A 22,312-nucleotide genomic window follows, 5' to 3' on the forward strand; every position below is an offset into this window, starting at 1 on the left:
CAGCCCATGCGTCATTCGTTCTCGATGGAACACGCGCTGGCCAGCGGCAAGCTCAATGCCCCGGCCGCGCATGGCGATCATGTCGCCCGGCTTGCGCTGTGCGAGGCGATCTGCCGTCCGGAAGGACCCAAGGTGGTGGTGGCGCGCGGCCCCGCGGGCTACGGCAAGACCACGTTGCTGGCGCAATGCCAGGCGCGTCTTCAGGCCGCGCCGATGCGCACCGCGTGGCTGACGCTGGACCGCGCCGACAACGACCTCTCGCGCTTTCTGCGTTGTCTGATGGCGGCGCTGGGCGCGCTGTCCGGCGACGCCAGCCCGGCCTTCGCTGTGTACGATTCGGAAGACACGCTGGCGCTGGCGCTGGTCGAGGCCGTGGCCTCGCACGAGGCGCCGTTCGCCCTGGTGCTGGACGAGTTCGAAGCCATCACCGCCCCCGCAGTGCTGGACCTGGTGCAGGACCTGATCGGGCGCCTGCCCGCGCACGGCCGACTGTTGATCGGCTCGCGGCACACGCCCGGACTGGCGCTGGGCCGCTTGCGCGCGGCCAATCAGCTGCTGGAGATCGACGCCGCGCGACTGTGCTTTTCGGTGGACGAGGCCACGCAGTTCTTCGCGCGCCGCCAACCCATGCTGACGCCTGCCGAGGTCGAGCTGCTGCATCGCAAGACCGAGGGCTGGGCGGCCGCGCTGTGCCTGGCGTCCGCCTCGCTCGCGCGGCAGCCGTCGGCCGCCGCCTTCATCGAACGGTTCTCCGGCAGCGACCAGTCCGTGGCCGACTATCTGGCGCAGGACGTGCTGGCCAGCCAGACGCCCGCGCTGCGCCGCTTCCTGCTGCGCACCAGCATCCTCAAGCAGCTCAGCGCGCCGCTGTGCCAGGCCCTCGTGCCCGACCTGGACTGCGCGGACCTGCTGCAGCAACTGGAAGACGGCCACGTGCTGCTGACGCGCACCGCCACCGACGAACGTCATTACCGCTATCACAGCCTTTTCGCCAGCTACCTGCAGTCGCAGCTACGCGCGCAGGCGCCGGGCGACATCGCGCACCTGCACCTTGCGGCCTCGCGCTGGTATGAGGCGCAGGGCCGGCCCGTGCCGGCCATCGACCACGCCATCGACGGCGGCGACTTCGGCCGAGCGCTGGCGCTCTTGCAGACGCACGCCGAGCCGCTGCTGGCCGAGGGCCGGATGCGCCTCTTGTCGCGCTGGCTGGGCCAGCTGCCCGCCGCCGTGCTTGCCACGCGGCCGCTGCTGCAGGCCATGCAGATATGGGCCACCTGTTTCACGCGCGGTCCCGGCGAGGCGTCCGACTTGATGGCGGACCTGAAGCTGGCCGGCAGCGCCGATCCCGCGGTGCAAGCACACGTGCGCGCGTTGCAGCCGCTGCTGTTGTCCATGATGGATCGTCAGGAAGAAGCCTACGCCGCCGGGATGCCCAGCGTCGCCTCGCTGGGCGACGCCCTGTCGTTCACCGACACCGCGCTGGCCAACGCCATGGCCAACGTCAGCGCCGTCCTGGGCCGCTACCACGAAGCGCGCGCGCTGCTGGACACCGCGCGGCGCGCGCAAAGCCGCAGCGCCAGCACCTTCAACCTGATGTACTCGGAAGCGGTCGAGGGCATCATCGACCTGCAGGAAGGGCGCATGCGCCAGGCGGGCGCGCGCTTTCGCATGGCGGTGCGCGCCACGCGAAAGGGCGCCTACGGCCAGGCCAACGGCAACGCCTGGGCCGGCGTGCTGTATGCCGCGTGGGTGTATGAGACCGGCGACCTCGCGCAGGCTGCGCGGCTGCTGCAGGTGTATGTGCCGCTGGGGCGCGACGTCGGCTTGCCGGATCATCTGATCCTGGGCTATCTGATGCAGGCGCGTGTGGCGTTCTATGAAGGCGATCCCGAACAGACCTTCTACCTGCTGGGCGAACTGGAGTATCTGGGCCACCAGCGCGGCCTGCCGCGCATCGCGGCCAGCGCCCGCGTCGAGCGCGCGCGCGTGCTGCTGATGCAGGGCCATCCGCAGGCCGCGCGCGACGAACTGCTGCGCGCCGATGACGCCGACCTGTGGCGCCGCGTGGAAGCGCTGCGGCTGCCGGCCAACGACCTGTTGTATCCGCGGCTGGGACGGTTGCGTTGCGCGGCGTATGACGGCGATCCCGCCGCCGCGCTGGGTGAACTGGATCAGGACATCACAAAGGCGTTGGCGGCGCGGCGCGTGCGGCGCGCGTACAAGCTTCAGTTGTTTCGCGCGGTGGCGCTGTCGCGGATGCAGGACGATGGTGCGGCAGCGGCGCAGCTTGCGCCGCTGTTGCAGTCGGCGCAATCCGAAGGTCTGTGCCGCGTGCTGGTGGATGAGGGTGCGGCGCTGGCCGGCCTGTTGCAACGCCATGCCGCGTCAGCGGCCGGCAATGCGTGGTTGGCGTCAGAAGGCGCGCGTGCGTGGTGGCAGCGCTACCTGGCGCAGGTCGGTCCCTACGCAGCCGCTCCGATCACACCGGCCGCCGAATCACCGTGCGCGGAAGGCCTTACGCCCAAGGAGCTGCGCGTGCTGCGCCTGTTGGCCGAGGGTCATTCCAACAGCGCCATCGCGCGGCAGCTCTTCGTTTCCGAGAGCACCGTGCGCACGCATCTGCGCCACCTGAACGTCAAGCTCAGCGCCGACAGCCGGACGCAGGCGGTGGCGCGGGCCCGCAGCGCGGGCCTGCTCTGACCGAGCCGGGAGTGACTCGGTCCAACGCGGCCCGACCTGACGCGGCCCGACCGATCGCGGCCCATCCGATCGCGGCGTGCCAATCGCGGCACGCGCGGACCTGACTTATTCCGGCGTGTTGATCTGATCCGCCGAGATGATCTCCGCCACCAGCACCTGCCCCGGACCGTCCAGGTAATACTCCTCCTTGGCCGGCTCGCGCAGCTTCATGTAGGCATCCTCGCCGATCTGCATGGTGTGGCCGGCAGCCAGCTCAGCGCCGCTTTCCAGCATGTAGCCCATGATGTTGTTGAACATGGTCGAGTACATCTCGCCCTCGTCATGGCCCGTCGCGAGCGCCGCGAAATCCGGCAGGCCGAACGCATCGCCGCCATAGGTGCGCATCCACACGCCCTGCACGCCTTCCACTTCATACTTCACGAAGCCGCAATACAGCATGTTCAGCGGCAGCGTGCGCAGGAGGTCCATGCTTTCGTCGCCCAGCGACTCGTCGGCAAACACGCCGGCCGGCAGCGACGTGTGCGCATGTTCGTTCAGCACCGCCAGCGCCTTGAAATTAGCCAACGCCCCCGCCACCGCGGCCATCGCCACGTACTGCTCCAGCGGATCGGTCTCGTAGCCCGCGTAATACAGGATGATGTGGCTCACATGCGCGCGGACCTCGTCCTTCACCTTGGCCGGATAGTGAGACGGCGCCACACAGATTTCCAGCGCGTCCTTGGGGTAGGGCGCATTGAAGCCCACCAGCCGCACGACGTGCTTGTCCCAGCCGACCATGCCCATGAATTCCGGCATGTCGGGCGCGATTTCGGCGCGCGCCTGTTGCATCGTCGGGTGATACGCGCGCAACGCATCGGTCAGCGCCGCCTCGGAAATCGCCAGCGGCGCGGCGAACAGGACCTGCAGGCTCAACGGCTGCGCGATGTCCGGATTCGCCAGCAGGGCGTTGGAATCCGCGGGATCAGCGGCGTCGGTGGAGGCTTCCTTGCGGCCGAAGAAACGGGAGAAGAGGCTCATGCGTGTCCAGGGTTCGAAATAAAAACGGGGACAGTATAAGGATCCCGCTGGCGCATGCACCGCCGAGGTCGCCATTGGATACATCTTCGCGCGCCCGCTACTCCTCGAATCCGCGCGTCCCCACCGTCTCGACCACGAAATCAATGAAGGACTTGATGCGCGACGAGATCGCGGTATTCCGGTAGTACACCGCGTTGATCGGCTGCCGCACTTCCAGCAAATGCTTTACGAACAGCGGCTGCAACGCGCCGCTTGCGCGGTCGCCGCGCGTCATGAAGTCGGACAGGCACACGATGCCGCCATCGTTCAGCGCAAGCTGGCGCAGCGTCTCGCCGCTGTGGGCGCGCACCTGCGGCTTGATATGCACCGGTTGGCCGTCCGCATCCAGCAGCGGCCATTCGTTCAGCGGTTCCAGTTGGGCGAAGCCCAGAAGCACGTGCGAGGCCAGATCCGCTGCGCGCCGCGGCGTGCCGTGCCGCGCCAGATAACCCGGGCTGGCCAGTACGCGCACGCGGCTCGTGCCCAGCGCCACCGCGTGCAGCGACGAGTCCTTCAGACGCCCGATGCGAAACGCCAGATCGGTGCGCCGCTCCAAGAGGTCGATGTTGCCTTCGTTACTGGTGAGTTCCAGCTCCACCTGCGGATAGCGCTTGCGATAGGCCGGCACCAGCGGCGCGATGACGTGCAGCATGAAGGGCGACGCCGCATCCACGCGCAAAAGGCCCGCGGGCTGGTTGCGGCGCAGGTTCATCAGCTCTTCGGCCTCCTCGACCGACGCGATGATCCGGCGCGCCTGCTCCAGGTAGGCCTTGCCTTCTTCGGTCAGCGCCAGCCGCCTTGTCGTGCGCCGCATCAGCGTGGTCTGCAGCTTTTCTTCCAGCCGGCTCATGGTGCGGCTGGTGGCGGAGATGGTCTGGCCCAGCACGTCGGCGGCGGCGGTGATGGAGCCGCTGTCCACGATGGCGATGAAGACCTGCATTTCGTCGAGGGTGGTTTTCATATTTGACGTTTTATCAAAAGTATTTCGCCGATACCGGTATTTTTCCGCAAGGATACGGCGGGCACACTACGTCCATTCCCGAACACTGCACGTTCGGCCACGCACACCCCCAGGAGTTTTACATGAGCATCCCCGCCTTTGGCGTCGGCACCTTCCGTCTGCAAGGCCAGACCGTCATCGATTCCGTGCGCAACGCGCTGGACGTCGGTTACCGCGCCATCGACACCGCGCAGATCTACGAGAACGAAGCCGACGTCGGCCAGGCCATCGCCGAGTCCAACGTGGCCCGCGAAGACCTGTTCATCACCACCAAGATCTGGGTGCCCAATTACTCGAAGGACAAGCTCGTCCCCAGCCTGAAGGACAGCCTGGCCAAGCTGCGCACCGACTACGTGGACCTGACGCTGATCCACTGGCCCGCGCCGGACAACGGCGTTTCCGTCGACGAATTCATGACCGCGCTGGCCGACGCCAAGGCGCAAGGTCTGACCCGCCAGATCGGCATTTCCAACTTCCCCATCGCACAAACGCGCGCCGCCATCGCCGCCGTCGGCCGCGAAGAAATCGCCACCAACCAGATCGAGCTCAGCCCCTACCTGCAGAACCGCACGCTGACCGCTTTCCTGAAGGAACAGGGCATTCACGTCACCTCGTACATGACGCTGGCATACGGCAAGGTGCTCAAGGATCCGGTCATCGGCCAGATCGCGCAGCGCCACGAAGCCACGCCCGCGCAGGTCGCGCTGGCCTGGGCCCTGCAACTGGGCTATGCCGTGATCCCGTCGTCGACCAAGCGCGACAACCTGGCCAGCAACCTGCTCGCCCAGGACCTGCGCCTGACGGACGACGACATGGCGCAGATCGCCGCGCTGGAACGCAACTGCCGCGAAGTCAGCCCGGAAGGGTTGGCCGCGGCGTGGGATTAACCCGAAGCGGACAGAACCGAACGCGACTGAACTGAACGGAATTCAACCATGCACACGACTGATCCGCTGTTCCAACCGCTGGCGCTGGGCAGCCTGACGCTGCCCAACCGCGTCGTCATGCCGCCGATGACACGCTCGCGCGCCACGCAGCCCGGCGATTGCGCCAACGCGCTGATGGCGCGCTATTACGCGCAGCGCGCCGGCGCCGGCCTCATCGTCAGCGAGGGCACGTACATTTCGCCGATGGGCAAGGGCTACGCCGGCACGCCCGGCCTATGCACGACCGCCCAGGTGGCCGGCTGGCGCGGCGTGACCGACGCCGTCCACGCCGCCGGCGGTCGCATCTACGCCCAGCTCTGGCACGTGGGCCGGCTGAGCCACACCAGCCTGCTGGGCGGACAGGCGCCGGTGTCGTCGTCTGCGATTCAGGCAGAGGGCGTCAACGTCTTCATCCAGAACGAAGACGGCAGCCCCAACTTCGTGCAGGCCTCGGCGCCGCGCGCGCTGTCGGCAACGGAGATCCAGGGCATCGTCGAGGAATACCGCCAGGCCGCGCGCAACGCGATCGCGGCCGGGTTTGACGGCGTCGAGCTGCACGCGGCCAACGGCTATCTGGTCAATCAGTTCCTGGATTCCGAGGCCAACAACCGCACCGACGCGTACGGCGGCTCGCTGGAAAACCGCATCCGCTTCCTGGACGAAGTGGCGCGCGCGCTGGTTGAAACCCTGGGCGATCCGGCCCGCGTCGGCATCCGTCTGGCGCCGCTCACGACGCTGAACGGCTGCGTGGATGCGGACCCCGTCGCCACGTACACCGCGGCCGCCAAGCGCCTGGGCGAGATCGGCGTGGGCTACATCCACATCGCCGAAGCCGACTGGGACGACGCCCCCGACATGCCGCTGTCTTTCAAAGAGGCGCTGCGCCGCGTGTATCCCGGCGTGCTGATCTACGCCGGCAAGTACACGGCCGAGCGCGCACGCGATGCGCTGCAGGCAGGCTGGGCGGATCTGATCGCCTTCGGCCGGCCATTCGTGGCGAACCCGGACCTGCCCGACCGCCTGCGCAACGACGTACCGCTGGCCGAGCATGACAGGAACACATTGTTCGGCGGCGATGCGCGCGGGTTGACGGACTATCCGGTGTCCGGGGCGCGGTAAATCCACACGCCCCAAACGAAGCCGCCCGCGCGCCAGAATTGGCGCGCGGGCGGTAAGCCGTCATCCGGCCGGTTTACTGGGCTTCGTAGCGCGGCGAGCGCGGCCCGTACAGCATGCCGCCAGGTGTGCCGGCGCTGAGCAGTTGCGCGTTCGTCATGCCGGCCACACTGTAGCTGCGGTCCGTCAGGTTGTTGACCACCTGATCCACCACCGCCTGCACCAGCATGCCGATCAGGCCGCCGTTGCTATTGTTGTTGGCATGCACCACCTGCTTGGAGCCGCTCCAGAGCTTGGCGCCGTTGCGCAGGTCGAGCAGTTCAGCGTCGATCGAGACCGTAACGGTGCTGGCCAGGACGGCGTAGCTGGCGCCGTACTGCTTGACCGTCATGTACAGCGCCGCATCGGCGCCGAAGATCTCGCGCAGCTTCACGGCGGGCAGCTCGTGGATGTCGTCGGGCGAAGTCAGGCCGTTCTGCTTGAACGTTTCTTCCATGACGCCAACCGGAATCACGTAGTAGCCGGATTCGGCGAGCGGGCGCGTGGCCTGCGACAGCACGGCCGCGGTGGCCGACACGTCGACCGACGTATTCAGCGGCGGCAGCACCAGGATCGACGCCGGCTTGCTTTCGCGAAACGCGGTGTAGTCGACGTTGTTTTGGGGCGGCGCCACGCAGCCGGTCAGCAGCGCCACGATGGCCACGAGGCCGGCGCGCATGAGTTTGTTCATCATCACGATCCCTTCTTCAACGTGCCGGCCTCGGCGGGCGCGGCCGGCGCGGCGGCAGCGGGTTTGACCGAAGCGGGCGAACCTGCGGCAGGCGATCCTGCGGCGGGCGATCCCGCGGCAGGCGATCCCGCGGCGGGCGATCCTGCGGCGGGCGAACCCGCAGCCACCGTACCCGCCCCCTGCGCGGCAACCGTCTGCGGCTTGCCCGCGTTGCGCAGCAGGAAGTCCATGAACGGCGCGGCTTCCGGGAAGGCCGCCTTCTCGCCCTGCATCTGCTCGACGCCCTTGTCGCCGTCGCCCATCTTCATGTAGAGCATGCCCAGATGCGCACGGAAACCGGGCGGCAGTTCGGCGTTGGACGCGCGCGCCGTCTCGATGTTCTGTTCCATGGCGAGCGTCTGGGTCGCGTAATCGCCGCCGTCGTCCTTCAGGTAGGAATAGACCGAGCCCTGATAGGACTGCCAGCTATACATGGATTTGGGCTGCTGCACGCAGGCCGACAGCACGCCCGCAAGGGCGGCGATCGCCAGTGCGCGGCCCGCGCGCGCGGCGCCCGTGCGGGGTTGGTGGGTATGAATGGTCATCCCGGCCTCCGTCAGTTGCGGGCGGGCTGCCAGGCGCCCTGTTCGATGCCGTCGACCAGGCGGTCCACGGCTTCACGGATGGCCAGGTCCAGCACCTTGCCGTTCAGCGTGGAGTCGTAGCCGGCGGTGCCGCCAAAGCCCACGACTTCGCGGTTGGACAGGCTGTATTCGCCGGCGCCGGACGCGGAATAGACCACTTCCGAGGTCGTGGCATCCACCACGTTCAGGTCGACCTTGGCATAGGCCACCTGTTCCTTGCCGCGGCCCAGAATGCCGAACAGTTGCTGGTCGCCGGTGACTTTGCGGCCGAAGGCCGTCACGTCGCCCGTGACGACGTAGCGCGCGCCCTTGATCTGGGCGGCCTTCTTGTTGAACGCGGCTTCCTGGGCGATTTCGGACAGGTTGTCGCGGTCCATCACCTGGAATCGGCCGCTGCGCTGCAGGTGGCTGACCAGGATCGTCTTGGCTTGGCCGCCCAGGCGGTCCACGCCGTCCGAGAACACGCCGCGCAGGTAATTGGTGCGGTTGTCGAACTTGCCGACGGAAATGGGGCTGCGCACGCCCGCGTACGGCTTGCTGGCCGCCGCGACGGCCGGCACGGCCACGGCTTGGGAACGCTCGGTGGCGCAACCTGCCACAACCGTCGACAGCAAGGCCAATGCCCCGATCTTTACAACCTTGTTCAACATCTTTTTCTCCAGGCCGCTCCTGGCGCCATTTGCGGCGGGCGGCGTCCGTCCATTGAATTGAACCCGGAGTATATGTACTGAATTACTTAGATACTATTTGAAATAAAGCCCAAATTCCGGTCCTTTTTGACGCTCAACAAGGAAACTGCGGATTACCGCCTAACCAATAAGTATGGTTTTCGGGCGCCGGACGCCCAGCGCGGCGGCGCCGGGCCATACACTGCCTCATCGCAGCGCGCGCCCGCCTTTGCACGGCCCTTCGGTCAGCGCGCCAACGACGGGAGCCCCTCCTGGTATGAACGATCCAACGCCCGACGATCCCTCCTGGCTGCGCCCGCGGTTTCTCCTGGCGGTCGTCCTGACCGGCCTGTTCGCCGGTCTGGGCGGCATGCTGCTCGGCATGTTGCTGCACGCCGTCCAGCACCTGGCGTACGGCTACGGCGGCGGCCACATCATCAGCCACGAATCCTTTCTTGAAGGCGTGCAGGCCGCCAGCGGCCCGCGCCGCGTGCTGGCGCTGGTGCTGTGCGGCCTGGCGGCCGGCGGCGGATGGTGGCTGATCTATCGCTATGGCCGTCCCCTGGTCAGCGTCAAGAAGGCGGTGTCAGACCCCACGCAAGCCATGCCCCCGGCGACAACGATGGCGCACGCCATCCTGCAGATCATCACGGTGGGCCTGGGATCGCCGCTGGGACGCGAGGTGGCGCCGCGCGAAGTCGGCGCGCTGGCGGGCGGCCGGCTGGCCGCGCTGCTGCGGCTTGCCCCCGCGCAGCACCGGATCGTCATCGCCTGTGGCGCCGGCGCGGGGTTGGCCGCCGTCTACAACGTGCCGCTCGGCGCAGCGCTCTTCGTGCTGGAAGTCCTACTGGGCTCGTTCGCCTGGCCCGCTGTCGTCGCGGCGCTCATTGCCTGCTGCATTGGCGCGGTGGTGGCCTGGGCGGGATTGGGCAACGACATCCAGTACGCCGTACCTGCCATGCAGATCAACGCCAGCCTCGTGGTTTGGGCGATCGCCGCCGGGCCGCTGTTCGGATGCGCGGCCCACGGCTGGCAGCGGCTGACCGCCGCGGCGCGCGCCCAGGCCGCCCGGGGCTGGCAATTGCCCGTGGCCTGCCTGGTCAATTTCACGCTGATCGGTCTGCTTGCCATCTATCTTCCCGCGCTGCTGGGCAACGGCAAGGGGCCGGCGCAACTGAGTTTCGACAATGAACTGACCATCGCCCTGGCCGCCACGCTGGCCGTGATGAAGGTGGTTGTGGTCGCCTGCACGCTGCGCGCGGGCGCGGAGGGCGGTCTGCTCACCCCCGCCATCGCCGTCGGCGCATCAATGGCCGTCGTGCTGGGCGGCCTATGGAGCCTGGCCTGGCCCGATTCGCCGCCCGGCGCATTTGCCGTCGTGGGCGCGGCCGCCTTTCTGGCCTCGTCGATGCGCATGCCGCTCACCGCGGTGGTGCTGATCCTGGAATTCACCCGGGTCGACCAGGCCTTTCTTGTCCCCATCATCGTGGCCGTGGCCGGCTCGGTCCTGACCAGCCGCTACCTCGCCGCCCGCGGCGCGCGGCTTGCCGACGCCCCCGCCGCCGCGCGCACCGCTTCCTGAAATCCGGAGATCCGCATGTCCCAAGGCAAACCCACTGGCATCCACCGCTACGACGCCCCGGCGGGCGGCTGGGGGGCGTTGAAGGCGACCGCGCAGGCGGTGGCCAACCAGATGCGCATTGCCGAAGCGCCCGTGCTGCTCTTGCGCACCAACAAGCCCGACGGGTTCGACTGCCCCGGCTGCGCCTGGCCCGACAAGGCGCATACGTCCACGTTCCAGTTCTGCGAAAACGGCGCAAAGGCCGTCACTTGGGAAGCCACCCGCAAGCGTGTGACGCCCGAGTTCTTTGCCGCGCACACGGTGACCGAACTGCTGACCTGGACCGATCACGACCTGGAGAACGCAGGCCGCCTGACCCATCCGCTGGCCTACGACGCCGCCAGCGACACTTACCAGCCCATCGAATGGGACGCCGCCTTTGCACGCATCGGCCAGACGCTGGCCAGCCTGCCGGACCCGGACATGGCCGAGTTCTATACGTCGGGCCGCGCATCCAACGAGGCCGCGTTTCTCTTCAGCCTGTACGCCCGCGAATTCGGCACCAACAATTTCCCCGACTGCTCCAACATGTGCCACGAGGCCACCAGCGTCGGGCTGCCCAAGGCCATCGGCATCGGCAAGGGCACGGTGTCGCTGGACGACTTCGACAAGTGCGACCTCATCATCTCGATGGGGCACAACCCCGGCACCAACCATCCGCGCATGATGGGCACCCTGCATGAATGCGCACGCCGCGGCGTGCCCATCATCGTGTTCAACCCGCTGCGCGAGCGTTCGCTGGAGCGCTTTGCCGATCCGCAGGACCCGATCGAGATGGGCACCTTCGGCTCCACAGCCATCGCCTCCACGTACTACCAGGTCAAGGTCGGCGGCGACGCCGCCGCGCTCAAGGGCATCATGAAGGCGCTGATGGACGCGGACCGCGACGGGCGCAACACGCTCGACCACGAATTCATTTCGAGGCACACGAACGGCTACGAGGCCTTCGCGCAGGACCTGGACGCCACGAGCTGGACCGACATCGAACAGGCCAGCGGACTGCGCCAACGCGACCTGGAGCTGGTGGCCGAGGCCTATGCGCGTTCCAACGCCACCATCGTCACGTACGGCATGGGCATCACGCAGCACGAAAAAGGCACGAGCAACGTGCAGCAGATCGCCGCGCTGCTCTTGATGCGCGGCAACTTCGGCAAGCCGGGCGCAGGCATCTGTCCCCTGCGCGGGCACTCCAACGTGCAGGGCAACCGCACGGTGGGCATCACCGAGAAGATCGACAACACCATGTTCGACCACGTCGAGCAGACCTTCGGCTTCCGGCCTCCCAACCGCACCGGCCATGATGCGGTCGAAGCCATGAAGGCGATGGCCGCGGGCCGCGCCAAGGCGCTGATCTGCCTGGGCGGCAACTTTGCGATTGCGCTGCCCGATACCGAGGCCTGCGAGCGCGGCATGCGGCAACTGGACCTGGCGGTGCATCTGAACACCAAGCTGAACCGCTCGCACCTGTTGATCGGCAAGGCGTCGATCATCCTGCCGGTGCTGGGCCGCACGGAGAGCGACGTGCAGGCCGGCGGCGCGCAATCGGTCACGGTCGAGGATTCGATGTCGATGGTGCATGCCTCGCGCGGCAAGCTGGCGCCCGCCTCACCGCACCTGCGTTCGGAACCGGCCATCATCGCCGGCATGGCGCAGGCGACGCTGCCGAACAGCCGCGTCAACTGGGCGCACCTGATCGAGGACTACGACCGCATCCGCGACCTGATCGAAAAGATCTATCCGGATTTCCGCGACTACAACGCACGAATCCGAATTCCGGGCGGCTTCCGGCTGCCGCTGCCGCCCACCGAGCGCATCTGGAAGACAGCGTCGGGCAAGGCGGAATTCATTCCGTTCGCGGGTTTGCGCGAAGATCCGGATATCGTCGAAGGCAACATCCTGCGGCTCACCACGCTGCGCAGCCACGACCAGTACAACACGACGATCTACGGCATGGACGACCGTTATCGCGGCGTGTTCGGCCGGCGCGACGTGCTGTTCATGAATGCCGCCGACCTGGCGCGCTACGGCATTGCGCACGGCGACGAGGTCGACATCGTCACCAGCCTGCCCGGCCAGACGCACCGGCGGCTGCGGCTGACGGCCATCCAGCATGACATCGCGGCGGGCTCGGTCGGCGCCTATTACCCGGAAGCCAACAACCTGTGCCCGCTGGATTACCAGGACTCGGCCAGCGGCACGCCCAGCTACAAGTCGATTCCGGTGCGGATCCAGAAAGCGGCCTGAGCGCCGCCGCATGCCCCCGGCCGCCGCGCCTCATCCCTCTGGACGAGCGCAAGCGGGGCCGGATGATGCGTAAGCACCATTGCAAATTCAAGGATTAATACTTTCGGCTACTAGCAAGGCGGATGAGGTCCGCATATATATCCCTGCAATGGGCGCCGCATCATCGTCGTCATGTCGTCTTGCCAAGAACACCCGCGCCCGTTCCCAGGAGACCATCGATGGCACGATGTCCTTTTGCGACGTGGCGGCCCATATCGGGTTCGTGCGGGCCTCATCTTGGCGGCCCCTTCAAGATCGTCCACCACACCACCGAGGGCAGCACCGCGCAGGGTGCGATGGACGCGTTCCAACGCAACCGCTCCGACCCCCACTTCACGGTCGACGCCACCACCATCTTCCAGCACGTCGACACCGCCGAAGGCGCGCGAGCGCTGCGCAACGATGCGGGCGGCGTGCAGACCAACCGCGATTCGGCGGTGCAGATCGAGCTGGTGGGATTCGCGCATCTGCCCAAGGACAGCCGCGCGCTGACCAACGTGGCGCGCCTGTGCCGCTGGATCGAGGAACAGCACGGCATCCCCCGCAAGTGGCCGTCTGGCCGCCCGCTGCCAGCGAAGAACGGCAAGGATCCCGGCGGCCACAACCGCGACCCCGCCATCTGGGATTCGGCCAGCGGGCATTTCGGCCACTGCCACGTCCCCGAAAACTCGCACTGGGACCCCGCTTATTCCGCGGCGGAAGCGGACTTCATCCTGGCCGCCACGTTTTCCGAGGACGGCGCGCTGGTGTCGCCCGCCCCGCCGCCGCGTCCGGCCGCGCGCCGTGCATCCAAAAGCGCCGCGCCCACCTCGACCATGCCGGACCACGGCGTCAACGCGGTTGGTATCCACGGCTACCTGAACGACCTGGCGGTGCAGACGCTGGAGCCGCCCGGCATGCCCGTCGCGCGGCGGCGCGCGCCCGCCAAGCGTTCTGGCGCCGTCTTGCGTGCCGGCGCCGCGGGCAAGACCGCACGGCAGGCGCCGCAGGCCAGCATCAACGCCGGCAGCGTGCTGTCGTTTGCGGCGGGTCTGCAGGAGCAGGAACGCGGCGACGTGTTGTATTCACTGCAGCTGGCGCAACGCGCGGCCAGCGCCGCGCATGACAGATTCACCCAGTCGCAGGCCTGGTATCAGACCTACGTGGAAGTGCTGGAGAACCTGGGGTGGACCAGCGGGCAGATGAGTTTCACCCATCACGAGGAAGACGAGCGCGAGTTCCGCATGGACCAGGTGGCCGTCGACCTGCTGCTGGCCGTCACGCGGCGGGATCAGCTGGCGGTGCTGGACCAGGCCGTGACCGCGCTGGGCCAGCTGGCCGAAGACGACGACACCGTGAAGCTCTTCGACTTTCACGCGTCGTCGCAGTCGGGCGGCAACTTCCAGCTGGGCGCGGTGCAGCGCGATCGCGGCGGCGGGCTGTCGATGGCGCTGGGCGCCTACTACTTTCGCGCCGTGGACAGCCGCAAGCGTTTCCTGTTTGCGCAGTGGGGCGCGCGCCAGGTGAACTTCTGGGCCTGCGCGCAGCGCCTGACGCTGAACGCCGCCCTGTATGAACAGCTGCGCGACGACGTAGAGGCCAAGCTGGCCGCCGACGCGCCGCGCTACATCGCCAGCTTGAAGCTGGCGTCCTAGCCGGCCGCCGGCATTGGGAGAACGACATGGCGACCCGAAAGGCGGCAGCGCGCACGGCGGCCAAGCCCGCGGCAAAGAAAAAGCCCAAACGCGTGACGCAAGCGTCCGCCCCGGCGCCGGAAGATCCGCCCGCGAAGGCCCGCAAGCGCCGCAAACAGGATGACGCCCCGGCCGCGCGGCTATTTGAGCGGTCCGCCAAGCCCGATGCCTTCGACGCGCGCGACATCCTGTTCCGGCCCAACATTTCCGTCACGCCCAAGGCAGAGATGATTCCCGTGATGGGACTGACGGTGAAGCACCAGGGCGAAACGTCGGCCTGCACCGGCTTTGCGCTGTCCACGGTGGTCGAATACCTGTTGCGCAAGTCCGAGCGCGACTCGCGCCCCGCCATTTCGCCCTACATGCTGTATTCCATGGCCCGGCGCTATGACGAGTTTCCGGGATCGGTCGACGACAGCGGCTCCAGCCTGCGCGGCGCGTTGAAGGGCTGGTTCCGGCACGGCGCCTGCGCGCAGGGCCTGTTTCCCACCATCGACATGCCGCCGGCGGCCAAGCGCCCCGAAGACGACTGGTGGCTGGACGCCGTGAAGCGGCCGCTGGGCGCCTACTACCGGATCGACACGCGCAGCATCGTGGAAATGCACGCCGCGCTGAACGAGGTCGGCATCCTGTACGCCAGCGCGGGCTGCCACGACGGCTGGGACGACGGCCACGGCGTCACGCCGCACGACGACGAGCCCACGCCCGTCACCCGGCCGTTCTGGGTCATTCCGGCCACCGGCCAGGACATGGCGATGCAGGGCCACGCCTTCGTCATCGTCGGCTACACGCAGGACGGCTTTCTGATCCAGAACTCGTGGGGCGAGGAATGGGGCACGCACGGCATGGCCGTGCTGACCTATGACGACTGGCTGCGCAACGCAATGGACTGCTGGGTCGTGCAACTGGGCGTGGTCACGCACGAGCACGAGCGGATCGCCAACAGCATCAGCCTGCGCACGGAAGGTCAGAAGGTGACGCTGGCGGCGGGCAAGGTGCTGCGCGACCGCGAGCTCACGCCCTTCATCGTCAACGTCGGCAACAACGGCAAGCTCAGCAATAGCGGGGCCTTTCGCACCACACAGGACGACCTGCGCGCCATCGTGGACGTGCACATGGGCGCCGCGCGCGAACGCTGGAATCTGAAGGACAAGCCGATGGATGTCTGCGTCTACGCGCACGGCGGCCTGGTCGGCGAGAACGACGCGGCCGAGGCCGCCGCCGAATGGATTCCGCTGCTGTACGACAACCAGATCTTCCCCGTCTTTCTGATGTGGGAAACGGACTTCATCAGCACCGTGAAGAACATCATCCGCGACGCGGCGAGCAATGTGCCGCGCACCACCGGCGGCATCGGCGAGCGGCTGGAACGCTGGTGGAACCAGCGGCTTGAGCGTTGGCTGGCGCTCCCCGGCACGGTGATCTGGGGCGAGATGAAGCAGAACGCCGAAGCCATGAGCGAGCCGGCCATCAACGGCGGCGAAGAGGCCGCGATGATCCTGCTGTACAAGCATTTCAAGACGCACGTCGCGCGTGGCCGCGTGCGGCTGCACATCGTGGGCCATTCGGCGGGCGCCATCGTCGCCAGCCACTTCGTCAAGCGCCTGACCGCGGACGGCGGGGAACTGGAATCGCTGAGCCTGATGGCGCCCGCCGTCACGATGAAGACCTTCCAGGACCTGGTCGTGCCACACCTGGGCAGCCGCGTGAAGCGCTATCAGCAATTCCATCTGTCGGATCGCGCCGAAGAAGACGACCCGACCTGCGGGCCGTACCGGCGCTCGCTGCTGTACCTGGTCAGCGAATCGTTCGAAGGCGGCACCACCACGCCGCTGCTGGGCATGGAACGCTACTTTCGCGAGGCCGCCATTCCGTGCGATGCGGTCCACGTCTCGCCCGCCGGCAGCCCGTCCGCCACCGCCCGCGTGGCGCCGGTGGCGTCCAGCACGCACGGCGGATTCGACAACGACAAGGGCACGCAACAGCAGGTCATCGCGTTCATCAAGCGGTGACGGCAGGTGAAGAGGTCTTGTCATGACAGAGATGGAACCCTATCGCGACGCCCCGGCGCTTCCCCGGGACCCGGCGCTGCGCGAGTTTTCCCTGTTTGGCGAGCCCGCGGAGGTTGCCCGCGTGCTGTCCCAGGTCGGCGTGCCTTGCCTCGTGCTGGCCGCCACCGGCGAGATCGTGGCGGCCAGCAGCGTCCTGCCGCTGGCGCGCGATGCGCTCGTCGGCCGCCACGTCAGCCAGGTCTACGGCCTTGCCAAACCGCTGCGCATGGGCGACGGCGCCGTCGACGTCGTGTATCGGCGCCCCGGCGGCGCGCGCGTGCCCGCGCAGCTCATCCCGCTGTGCACGCTGGACAGCGGCGAACTCATCGTGCTGGTCAATGACGGCTCGCCGTTCCGCGACGCCGAGGCCCACCGGTTCGAGCGCACGCCCTACGCGGTGTTCCGGCTGGACATTCAAGGCGTGATCCGTTTTGCCAACCCCGAAGCGGCGCGCACGCTGGGCCTGCCGCGCGACGCGCTGTGCGGCACCCGGCTGGCGGCGCATTTCCGGCCGTCCGACGGCGGACCGGTGCAGCGCGCCATCCTGCGCTGCATCGAGGACACGGAAGGCGATGCCATGGTCGCCGTGACCATCGCCATTCCCGTCCCGGACGACGCCGACCGGCAGTTCGAGCTGGTCATGACGCCCGATCCCGCGCCGAACGGCCAGTTGCTGGGCGTGATTGCCGTCATCCAGTCGCGCACGCTGGAATCCGCCCGCGACGAGATCCGGCGCATCGCGCTGGACCCGGCAATTGGCGGCTGGCGCGCCAAGCTGGACCGCATCCTGGAGCAGATCCGGCGTCTTATCCCGTTCGAACACGCGGTGTTCGGCATCTACGGCAACGACGTGTCACTGTTTCGCGCGATTGCCGTGCGCCCGGAAGGCGTGGAGCTGTGGCCCGCGCGCTGGATGGACCTGCCGCCCACGATACGTGCGTTCCTGGATTCCGGGCGAACGTGGGTCGACGAGATCGGCGCGTTCGTCCGGGAGAACATGCCCGAGCCCGGCAACGAGGTCGTGCGCTGCTACCAGGACCTGGGCATCGAGGCCTCGGTCACACTGCCCGTGACGCGCGCGGACGGCTACAGCTCGGCGCTCAGCCTGTGCTCGCGGCAGCCGGGCGCGTATGGGGAGCGGCATCTGGAAATGCTGCGCACGCTGGACCTTGAACCCGTGCTGATGCGCTTTGAAAAGGAACGCGACGACGAGCGCGCCGAGTTCGCGGATTCCCTGCGGCGCAAGGTGATGGCCGCCGCCTCGCTGCGCCAGGCGGCCGACGAGATCATCGTCCAGCTCGCGCAGCATTTCTCGTGGGACCACGTGGCGCTGTACCGCGTCAACCGCCAGGACAACCGGTTCGAAGTCGTCACGCAGCACAGCCTGGCGCCCGCGTATGCGCTGCCGCCCGGTTATCAGCAACCCACCGACAAGGGCATGCTGGGCGCGACGCTGGCGCAGGGGTGCCTGCTGGCGGTGGACGACATCGGCAACCCCATCTACGCGCAGCACGGCTATGGCGGCCCGAAGCGGCCGCTGCGCTCGGCCATGACCGTCCCCATCCATCTGAACGGCCGGATACGGTGGCTGCTGGACGTGGAGTCCTCGGTGTCGCACGCGTTCAAGGGCCCGGATATCGACGACCTGATGCAGATCATCGCGTCGCTGGAAGAAGGCCTGGCCCAGCATCTGCTCAGCCAGACCAAGCAAAGCCTCATGGCGGAAACCGAGCAGGCCGTGGTGTTTGTGGGACGCGAGGGCGCCGTCATCGAGATGAACCGCGTGGCGACCGACATGCTGGGCGCGGAACCGCGGCGCGGACGCAGCCAGACCGAATCGCCGTCGATCACCGATTACGCCATCGCGGGCGACGAAGCGACGCTGGGCGTGTTGACCTCCACCTTTACCGTCAAGCGCGAGCGTATCGAGCTGCTGGACAGTACCGGGCAGCCGCGCTCCGTGCTGGCCACGCGGACCGACCTGGATCCCAGTCTGGACATGTCGATCTGGTTCTTCACCGACATCGCGGATCTGGGCTGGGCGCGCGACCTGCGTTATCTGCGCGAGACCGTGGCCGAAGTGGCCCGGCAGACACGCACCTCGTTGTCGCTGGCGTGCAGCCTGACGTCGCAGACCGTGCTGCTGCACGACGACGCCCGCCAGGGCGCGCCGGCGGACGTCGTTGCGGCGCAGGCGCAGGACCTGAGCCAACGCATCGTGGCCGAAATCGGCAAGGCCGACATCACGTTCGAGCGGCTGGCCAGCGCCAGCGAATCGCGGCGGCGCACGCGCGCCATGCATAGCGACGTGGAACTGGGCGCGCGCCTGCAGGAGGTGGTGACCGCCTTGCCCGCGCGCGATCAGCGCCGGATCGCGTTCACGAACCACTCGCCCTCGCGCGACGGTCCGACCGTGTCGGGCGATGCGCAGGCGCTGTCCGCGGCCTTCCGGTCGATGATCGATTACCTGCTGCGCTGTCGCAACGCGGACGACGCCCGCGTCACGATCGACCTGGACACCGGGCCGGACGGCTGCGAGATCCGCTTTGGCCTGAGCGAGGAGCAGGTGTGGGAGTCCGACCCGCCGGTGCACGCCGTGCCCGACGACGCGCTGCTCAACGCCGAACGCGCGGCGCACGACGGCGCCAGCATCGCCATCACGCAGATCCAGGAAACGGTGATCGACCACGGCGGCGCGCTTGTCACCGACCCGCCGCTATCGGATGCGCCGCCGCAGGCCTACGAGTCCGTCACGCCGCCGTGGCGCGCGTTCACGCTGATCCTGCCGCTGCGCGCCGGCTAGGCCATCGGGATCATGGAATCGCCATCATGGAACAAGACGCCGCCGGACCGAATTTCATTCTGCTGGCCAGCATGAACGACGAGCACGAGGACGACTGGGCCAACAACCTTGCCCAGTTGCATCGCCTAGTCCAGCAGTACCCCGCGATTGCGCCGTTCGTCGGCGCGGAGCTGCGCCGCCGCACGTCGCTGGAAAGCGCCAAGACGCAGCTCGAATCATGGGACATGTCCACGCCCCGCATCGAACCCCGGCTCGTCATCATCGACGCCCGGCTCGGCTCCACGGCCAGCAAACGCGGCAAGCCCGGCGCGGCAGCCGTGGAACTGCTGGAATGGATCGCCGCGCGCTCGTCGGTCCCGCTGCTGGTGCTGGCGGTCGACCCGCCCGAACTGGTGCAGCGCTATGTGCTGGAACGTCCCCAGGTTTTCATGTGGACCAACGATGCGAAAGCCGGCGTCAACAGCGGCGCGGAAGTCGCCACCGTGCTCACCTGCCTGACGCCGCTGGCGCCCAAACGCCGGCGGCGGCTGATCATTCGCGTGGGCGAGCACTCGATCACCTACCGCATCCAGATGGGACGCCACGAGTATTCGTCGCAGGACATGCCGTACAAGGAGCGCGACCGCATCTCCGCGCTGGTGGGCCGTATCGAGACCTTCAGTCCCTATCTGGGCGAGACCAAGGCGCCGCAATGGCTGAAAGACCTGAGCGGCGTGGGCGAGGATGTCTTCAGCGCCATGGTGACCCACAGCCTGGGCGCGCCGGTCGCCAAGCTGATCCAGCGGGCGCGCGACGAGGAAGTGTCGCCGGGCGCGGGGGCCTTCGCGGGTCTGGACCTGCGCTTTGAATTCAACCTGGCGAGCCAGGAGGTGTCGCGCCTGTTCAACCTGCCATTCGAGATGGGCCGCGAGTTCGGCGCCGACAGCGGACGTTACCTGTGTTTGGAACTGCCGATGGCGCGGCGGCTGCATCTGGACGGCACGGCGCCCGCGCCGCGCTGGGAGCCGGACGCGCGCACGCCCGGCCAGCCAGTGAGGATGCTGTTCATGGACGCCAGTTCGGTTTTCGGCACCGTCACCTTCCGGCGCGAGGACGGCGGGCCCGCGCTGCCGGCGATGGAGTTCGGGCCGCTGCAATCCGTGGCCAAGGAGCGCGAGCACCTTGCGGAACTGGCCGCGCGCGCGCCGGGGCACCTGATCATCGACCACGTGCGTGCCGCCGATGAAGCGGGGCTCGTGGGCGCGGACCTGCAACGCCGCATCGAAGAACGTCTGCGGACGGGCAACTACGACATCTTCCACTTTGCCGGCCATTCGGTGTCCGAAGGCGAAAGCACGATGCTGGTGCTGCCCGGCGAGGACGGCGAGGCCTGGCAATTGTCGATCCGGCTGATCGGGCAGTGGATGGAGGCGGGCAAGTGCAAGCTGCTGGTGCTGTCTTCGTGCAGCGGCGCGTCGGTGCGCACCGCGCTGGAGGTCATGCGCGCGGGCGCGGCCGGCGTGCTGGCCTTTCGCTGGCAGGTCGAGGAAGAATCCTGCGCCCGCTACATCCAGCGCTTTTACGACGTGTACCTGGACGCCACGCAGCCCAAGGACCTGGCGGAGGCCTACCGCTATGCGTGCAAGGCCGCGCAGGGCGACGCGGGCGACCTGCCGACGTGGGCATCGGCAATGGCCATCGTGCGCGACTGAGCGCGTGGCGGCCACGCCGCACAAGGAGCTGACATGGACGGAATATTTGGCATGCTGCGCGGCATCGGCGGCAAGGCGGCTGGCGGCGACGGGGCGGGCGCGCTGCTGCCGACCGTGCCTGCGGGACGCAACTTCTACGCGGAGATCGAGCCGCCCGGCGGCACGCCCGCGCTGGCTGCGGGCATGGACGGCGCCGCATTCGTGCCCGGCCAGTGCTACTTCAGCGTCCGGCTTGTCGAAATGCGCCTGTGCGACGCGGGCAACTATCTCAGCCAATTCCTGCCGCTGTGCACATTCTTCTTGCGCTACGGCGCTGAGGGCACCCGGCGCGAGATTCCCTACATCGTCGGCTACGACCTCATCCAGCAGGCGCTGGGCGCGGCGGCGCCCGACGCCGGGGCGCGCCGTGTCGCCTTTCGGGATGTCTATGTCGCGCGCAACGTCCCGTACGCCAGCGATGGACTGGAGATGTACGCGGCGCTGTGCCGTTTCGCCGACAGCAGCCTGTCGCGCGGCATCCTGGATTTCGTGTCCACCGCGGTCACGATGCTAGGCGGCCCGGTCGGCGGGGCGATCGTCAAGACAGGCGAAAGCCTGCTCACGCCGCTTGCCAAACTGTTCGGCACCGACGGCGTCAGCGTGCGCTTTGGCGTCTACGATGGCGACGCATTGCGGCGCAGCGGCTACCGCGTCCTGGCGGGCGCGGATTCGCAGGACAAGCTGTCGGGGCTGCAACTCGTCGATGGCGTGCTGCACCGCCAGAACAGCGCAGGCAAACCGGAGCCGGTCAACGACGTCGATTATCTGGTCCTGGCCTTTGAGCAGCGCGCAACGCTGGGCGCGGACATGTTCGCCGCGGCCACCACGCTGCCGTTCCATCATCTGTGGAAGGACGTTTCCAAGGCGCTGATCGGCAACGACGCCACGGCCGCGAGCGCCGCGTACCAGTCCCTGTTGATCGCGGTGGCGGAATCGCCGCTGCTCATCGACGCGGACCGCTTCGCGCTGTTGACGGCCTACGCCGCGCAGCGCGGCGCGTGGGAAGCCGCCAGCGAGCGGTCCGGCCTGCGTACCCGCAGCGGCGGCAAAAGCCTGGCCACCGCGATGACCGACCGCGTCAACGCGCGGGGCAAGGCCGATCCGGTGGCGGAGCTGCTGAAGGCGGCCAAGAAACACATCACGCCGCCGTCCGTCCCAACAGAAGAAACCGGACCCAAGGTGCTGGACGACGACGCTGTCGCGCAGACGGTGTCGAACCTGACGAAAACACTCGGCGGGAAAGGTGGCGCGCAGACGCCCGGCGCCCTGTCGCGCGCCACCCGGGAGCTGCTTTCCATCATGCTGAGCGATACGGCCTAGCGCAACGCCAGA

At 67.9% G+C, this 22,312-nt stretch carries 15 protein-coding genes; 10 read left to right on the forward strand and 5 right to left on the reverse strand.

What is annotated here, in order from left to right; genetic code table 11:
* The first annotated feature begins 6 nt into the window (after positions 1-6).
* Positions 7-2,700 carry a LuxR C-terminal-related transcriptional regulator gene (locus KW836_RS02065; RefSeq protein WP_255595071.1) on the forward strand — a complete coding sequence of 898 codons (2,694 nt, stop codon included), beginning with the start codon at positions 7-9 and terminating at the stop codon, positions 2,698-2,700.
* 105 nt (positions 2,701-2,805) lie between these two features.
* On the opposite strand, the gene KW836_RS02070 is transcribed toward KW836_RS02065, so the two are convergent.
* Positions 2,806-3,717: a DUF4261 domain-containing protein gene (locus KW836_RS02070; protein WP_218342314.1), complete on the reverse strand. Its 912-nt coding sequence runs from the start codon at positions 3,715-3,717 to the stop codon at positions 2,806-2,808.
* A 97-nt stretch (positions 3,718-3,814) separates the two neighbouring features.
* Positions 3,815-4,717, reverse strand: coding sequence for a LysR substrate-binding domain-containing protein (locus tag KW836_RS02075; RefSeq protein ID WP_175137126.1), 903 nt, complete (start codon positions 4,715-4,717; stop codon positions 3,815-3,817).
* A gap of 122 nt (positions 4,718-4,839) precedes the next feature.
* On the opposite strand from KW836_RS02075, the gene dkgB reads away from it, so the two are divergent.
* Positions 4,840-5,643: a 2,5-didehydrogluconate reductase DkgB gene (gene dkgB, locus KW836_RS02080; RefSeq protein WP_218342315.1), complete on the forward strand. Its 804-nt coding sequence runs from the start codon at positions 4,840-4,842 to the stop codon at positions 5,641-5,643.
* A gap of 48 nt (positions 5,644-5,691) precedes the next feature.
* Positions 5,692-6,801: an alkene reductase gene (locus KW836_RS02085; protein ID WP_218342316.1), complete on the forward strand. Its 1,110-nt coding sequence runs from the start codon at positions 5,692-5,694 to the stop codon at positions 6,799-6,801.
* Positions 6,802-6,874: 73 nt separating this feature from the next.
* Here the strand turns inward: KW836_RS02085 and KW836_RS02090 are convergent, their stop codons facing one another.
* The 3 genes from KW836_RS02090 to KW836_RS02100 are packed head-to-tail and all read right to left on the reverse strand — an operon-like array spanning position 6,875 to position 8,801.
* Entirely contained in the window at positions 6,875-7,531 is a 657-nt protein-coding gene (locus KW836_RS02090) for a DUF799 domain-containing protein (protein ID WP_175123793.1), read from the reverse strand.
* On the reverse strand, positions 7,531-8,112 hold the full coding sequence (locus KW836_RS02095; RefSeq protein ID WP_218342317.1) for a DUF4810 domain-containing protein: 582 nt from the start codon (positions 8,110-8,112) through the stop codon (positions 7,531-7,533). The genes KW836_RS02090 and KW836_RS02095 overlap by 1 nt, the downstream gene beginning before the upstream one ends.
* 11 nt (positions 8,113-8,123) lie before the next feature.
* On the reverse strand, positions 8,124-8,801 hold the full coding sequence (locus KW836_RS02100; RefSeq protein ID WP_175123795.1) for a CsgG/HfaB family protein: 678 nt from the start codon (positions 8,799-8,801) through the stop codon (positions 8,124-8,126).
* 295 nt (positions 8,802-9,096) lie between these two features.
* Here KW836_RS02100 and KW836_RS02105 point away from each other — a divergent pair, with 295 nt between their 5' ends.
* The 7 genes from KW836_RS02105 to KW836_RS02135 all read left to right on the forward strand — a co-directional run bounded on the left by KW836_RS02105 (position 9,097) and on the right by KW836_RS02135 (position 22,300).
* Entirely contained in the window at positions 9,097-10,401 is a 1,305-nt protein-coding gene (locus tag KW836_RS02105) for a chloride channel protein (protein ID WP_218342318.1), read from the forward strand.
* Positions 10,402-10,416: 15 nt separating this feature from the next.
* Positions 10,417-12,684, forward strand: coding sequence for an FdhF/YdeP family oxidoreductase (locus KW836_RS02110; protein ID WP_218342319.1), 2,268 nt, complete (start codon positions 10,417-10,419; stop codon positions 12,682-12,684).
* 218 nt (positions 12,685-12,902) lie between these two features.
* Entirely contained in the window at positions 12,903-14,357 is a 1,455-nt protein-coding gene (locus tag KW836_RS02115) for a peptidoglycan recognition family protein (RefSeq protein ID WP_218342320.1), read from the forward strand.
* 26 nt (positions 14,358-14,383) lie between these two features.
* Positions 14,384-16,408, forward strand: a complete 2,025-nt coding sequence (locus tag KW836_RS02120; protein WP_218342321.1) for a C1 family peptidase — start codon at positions 14,384-14,386, stop codon at positions 16,406-16,408.
* A gap of 22 nt (positions 16,409-16,430) precedes the next feature.
* Positions 16,431-19,250, forward strand: a complete 2,820-nt coding sequence (locus KW836_RS02125; protein ID WP_218342322.1) for a PAS domain-containing protein — start codon at positions 16,431-16,433, stop codon at positions 19,248-19,250.
* Between the two features lie 26 nt (positions 19,251-19,276).
* A complete protein-coding gene (locus KW836_RS02130) occupies positions 19,277-20,941 on the forward strand; it encodes a CHAT domain-containing protein (protein ID WP_218342323.1) in 1,665 nt (554 codons plus the stop codon).
* Positions 20,942-20,974: 33 nt separating this feature from the next.
* Positions 20,975-22,300 carry a hypothetical protein gene (locus tag KW836_RS02135; RefSeq protein WP_218342324.1) on the forward strand — a complete coding sequence of 442 codons (1,326 nt, stop codon included), beginning with the start codon at positions 20,975-20,977 and terminating at the stop codon, positions 22,298-22,300.
* Positions 22,301-22,312 lie beyond the last annotated feature (12 nt).

This window comes from Achromobacter sp. ACM05 (assembly GCF_019218915.1).
GTDB lineage: Bacteria > Pseudomonadota > Gammaproteobacteria > Burkholderiales > Burkholderiaceae_B > Achromobacter > Achromobacter animicus.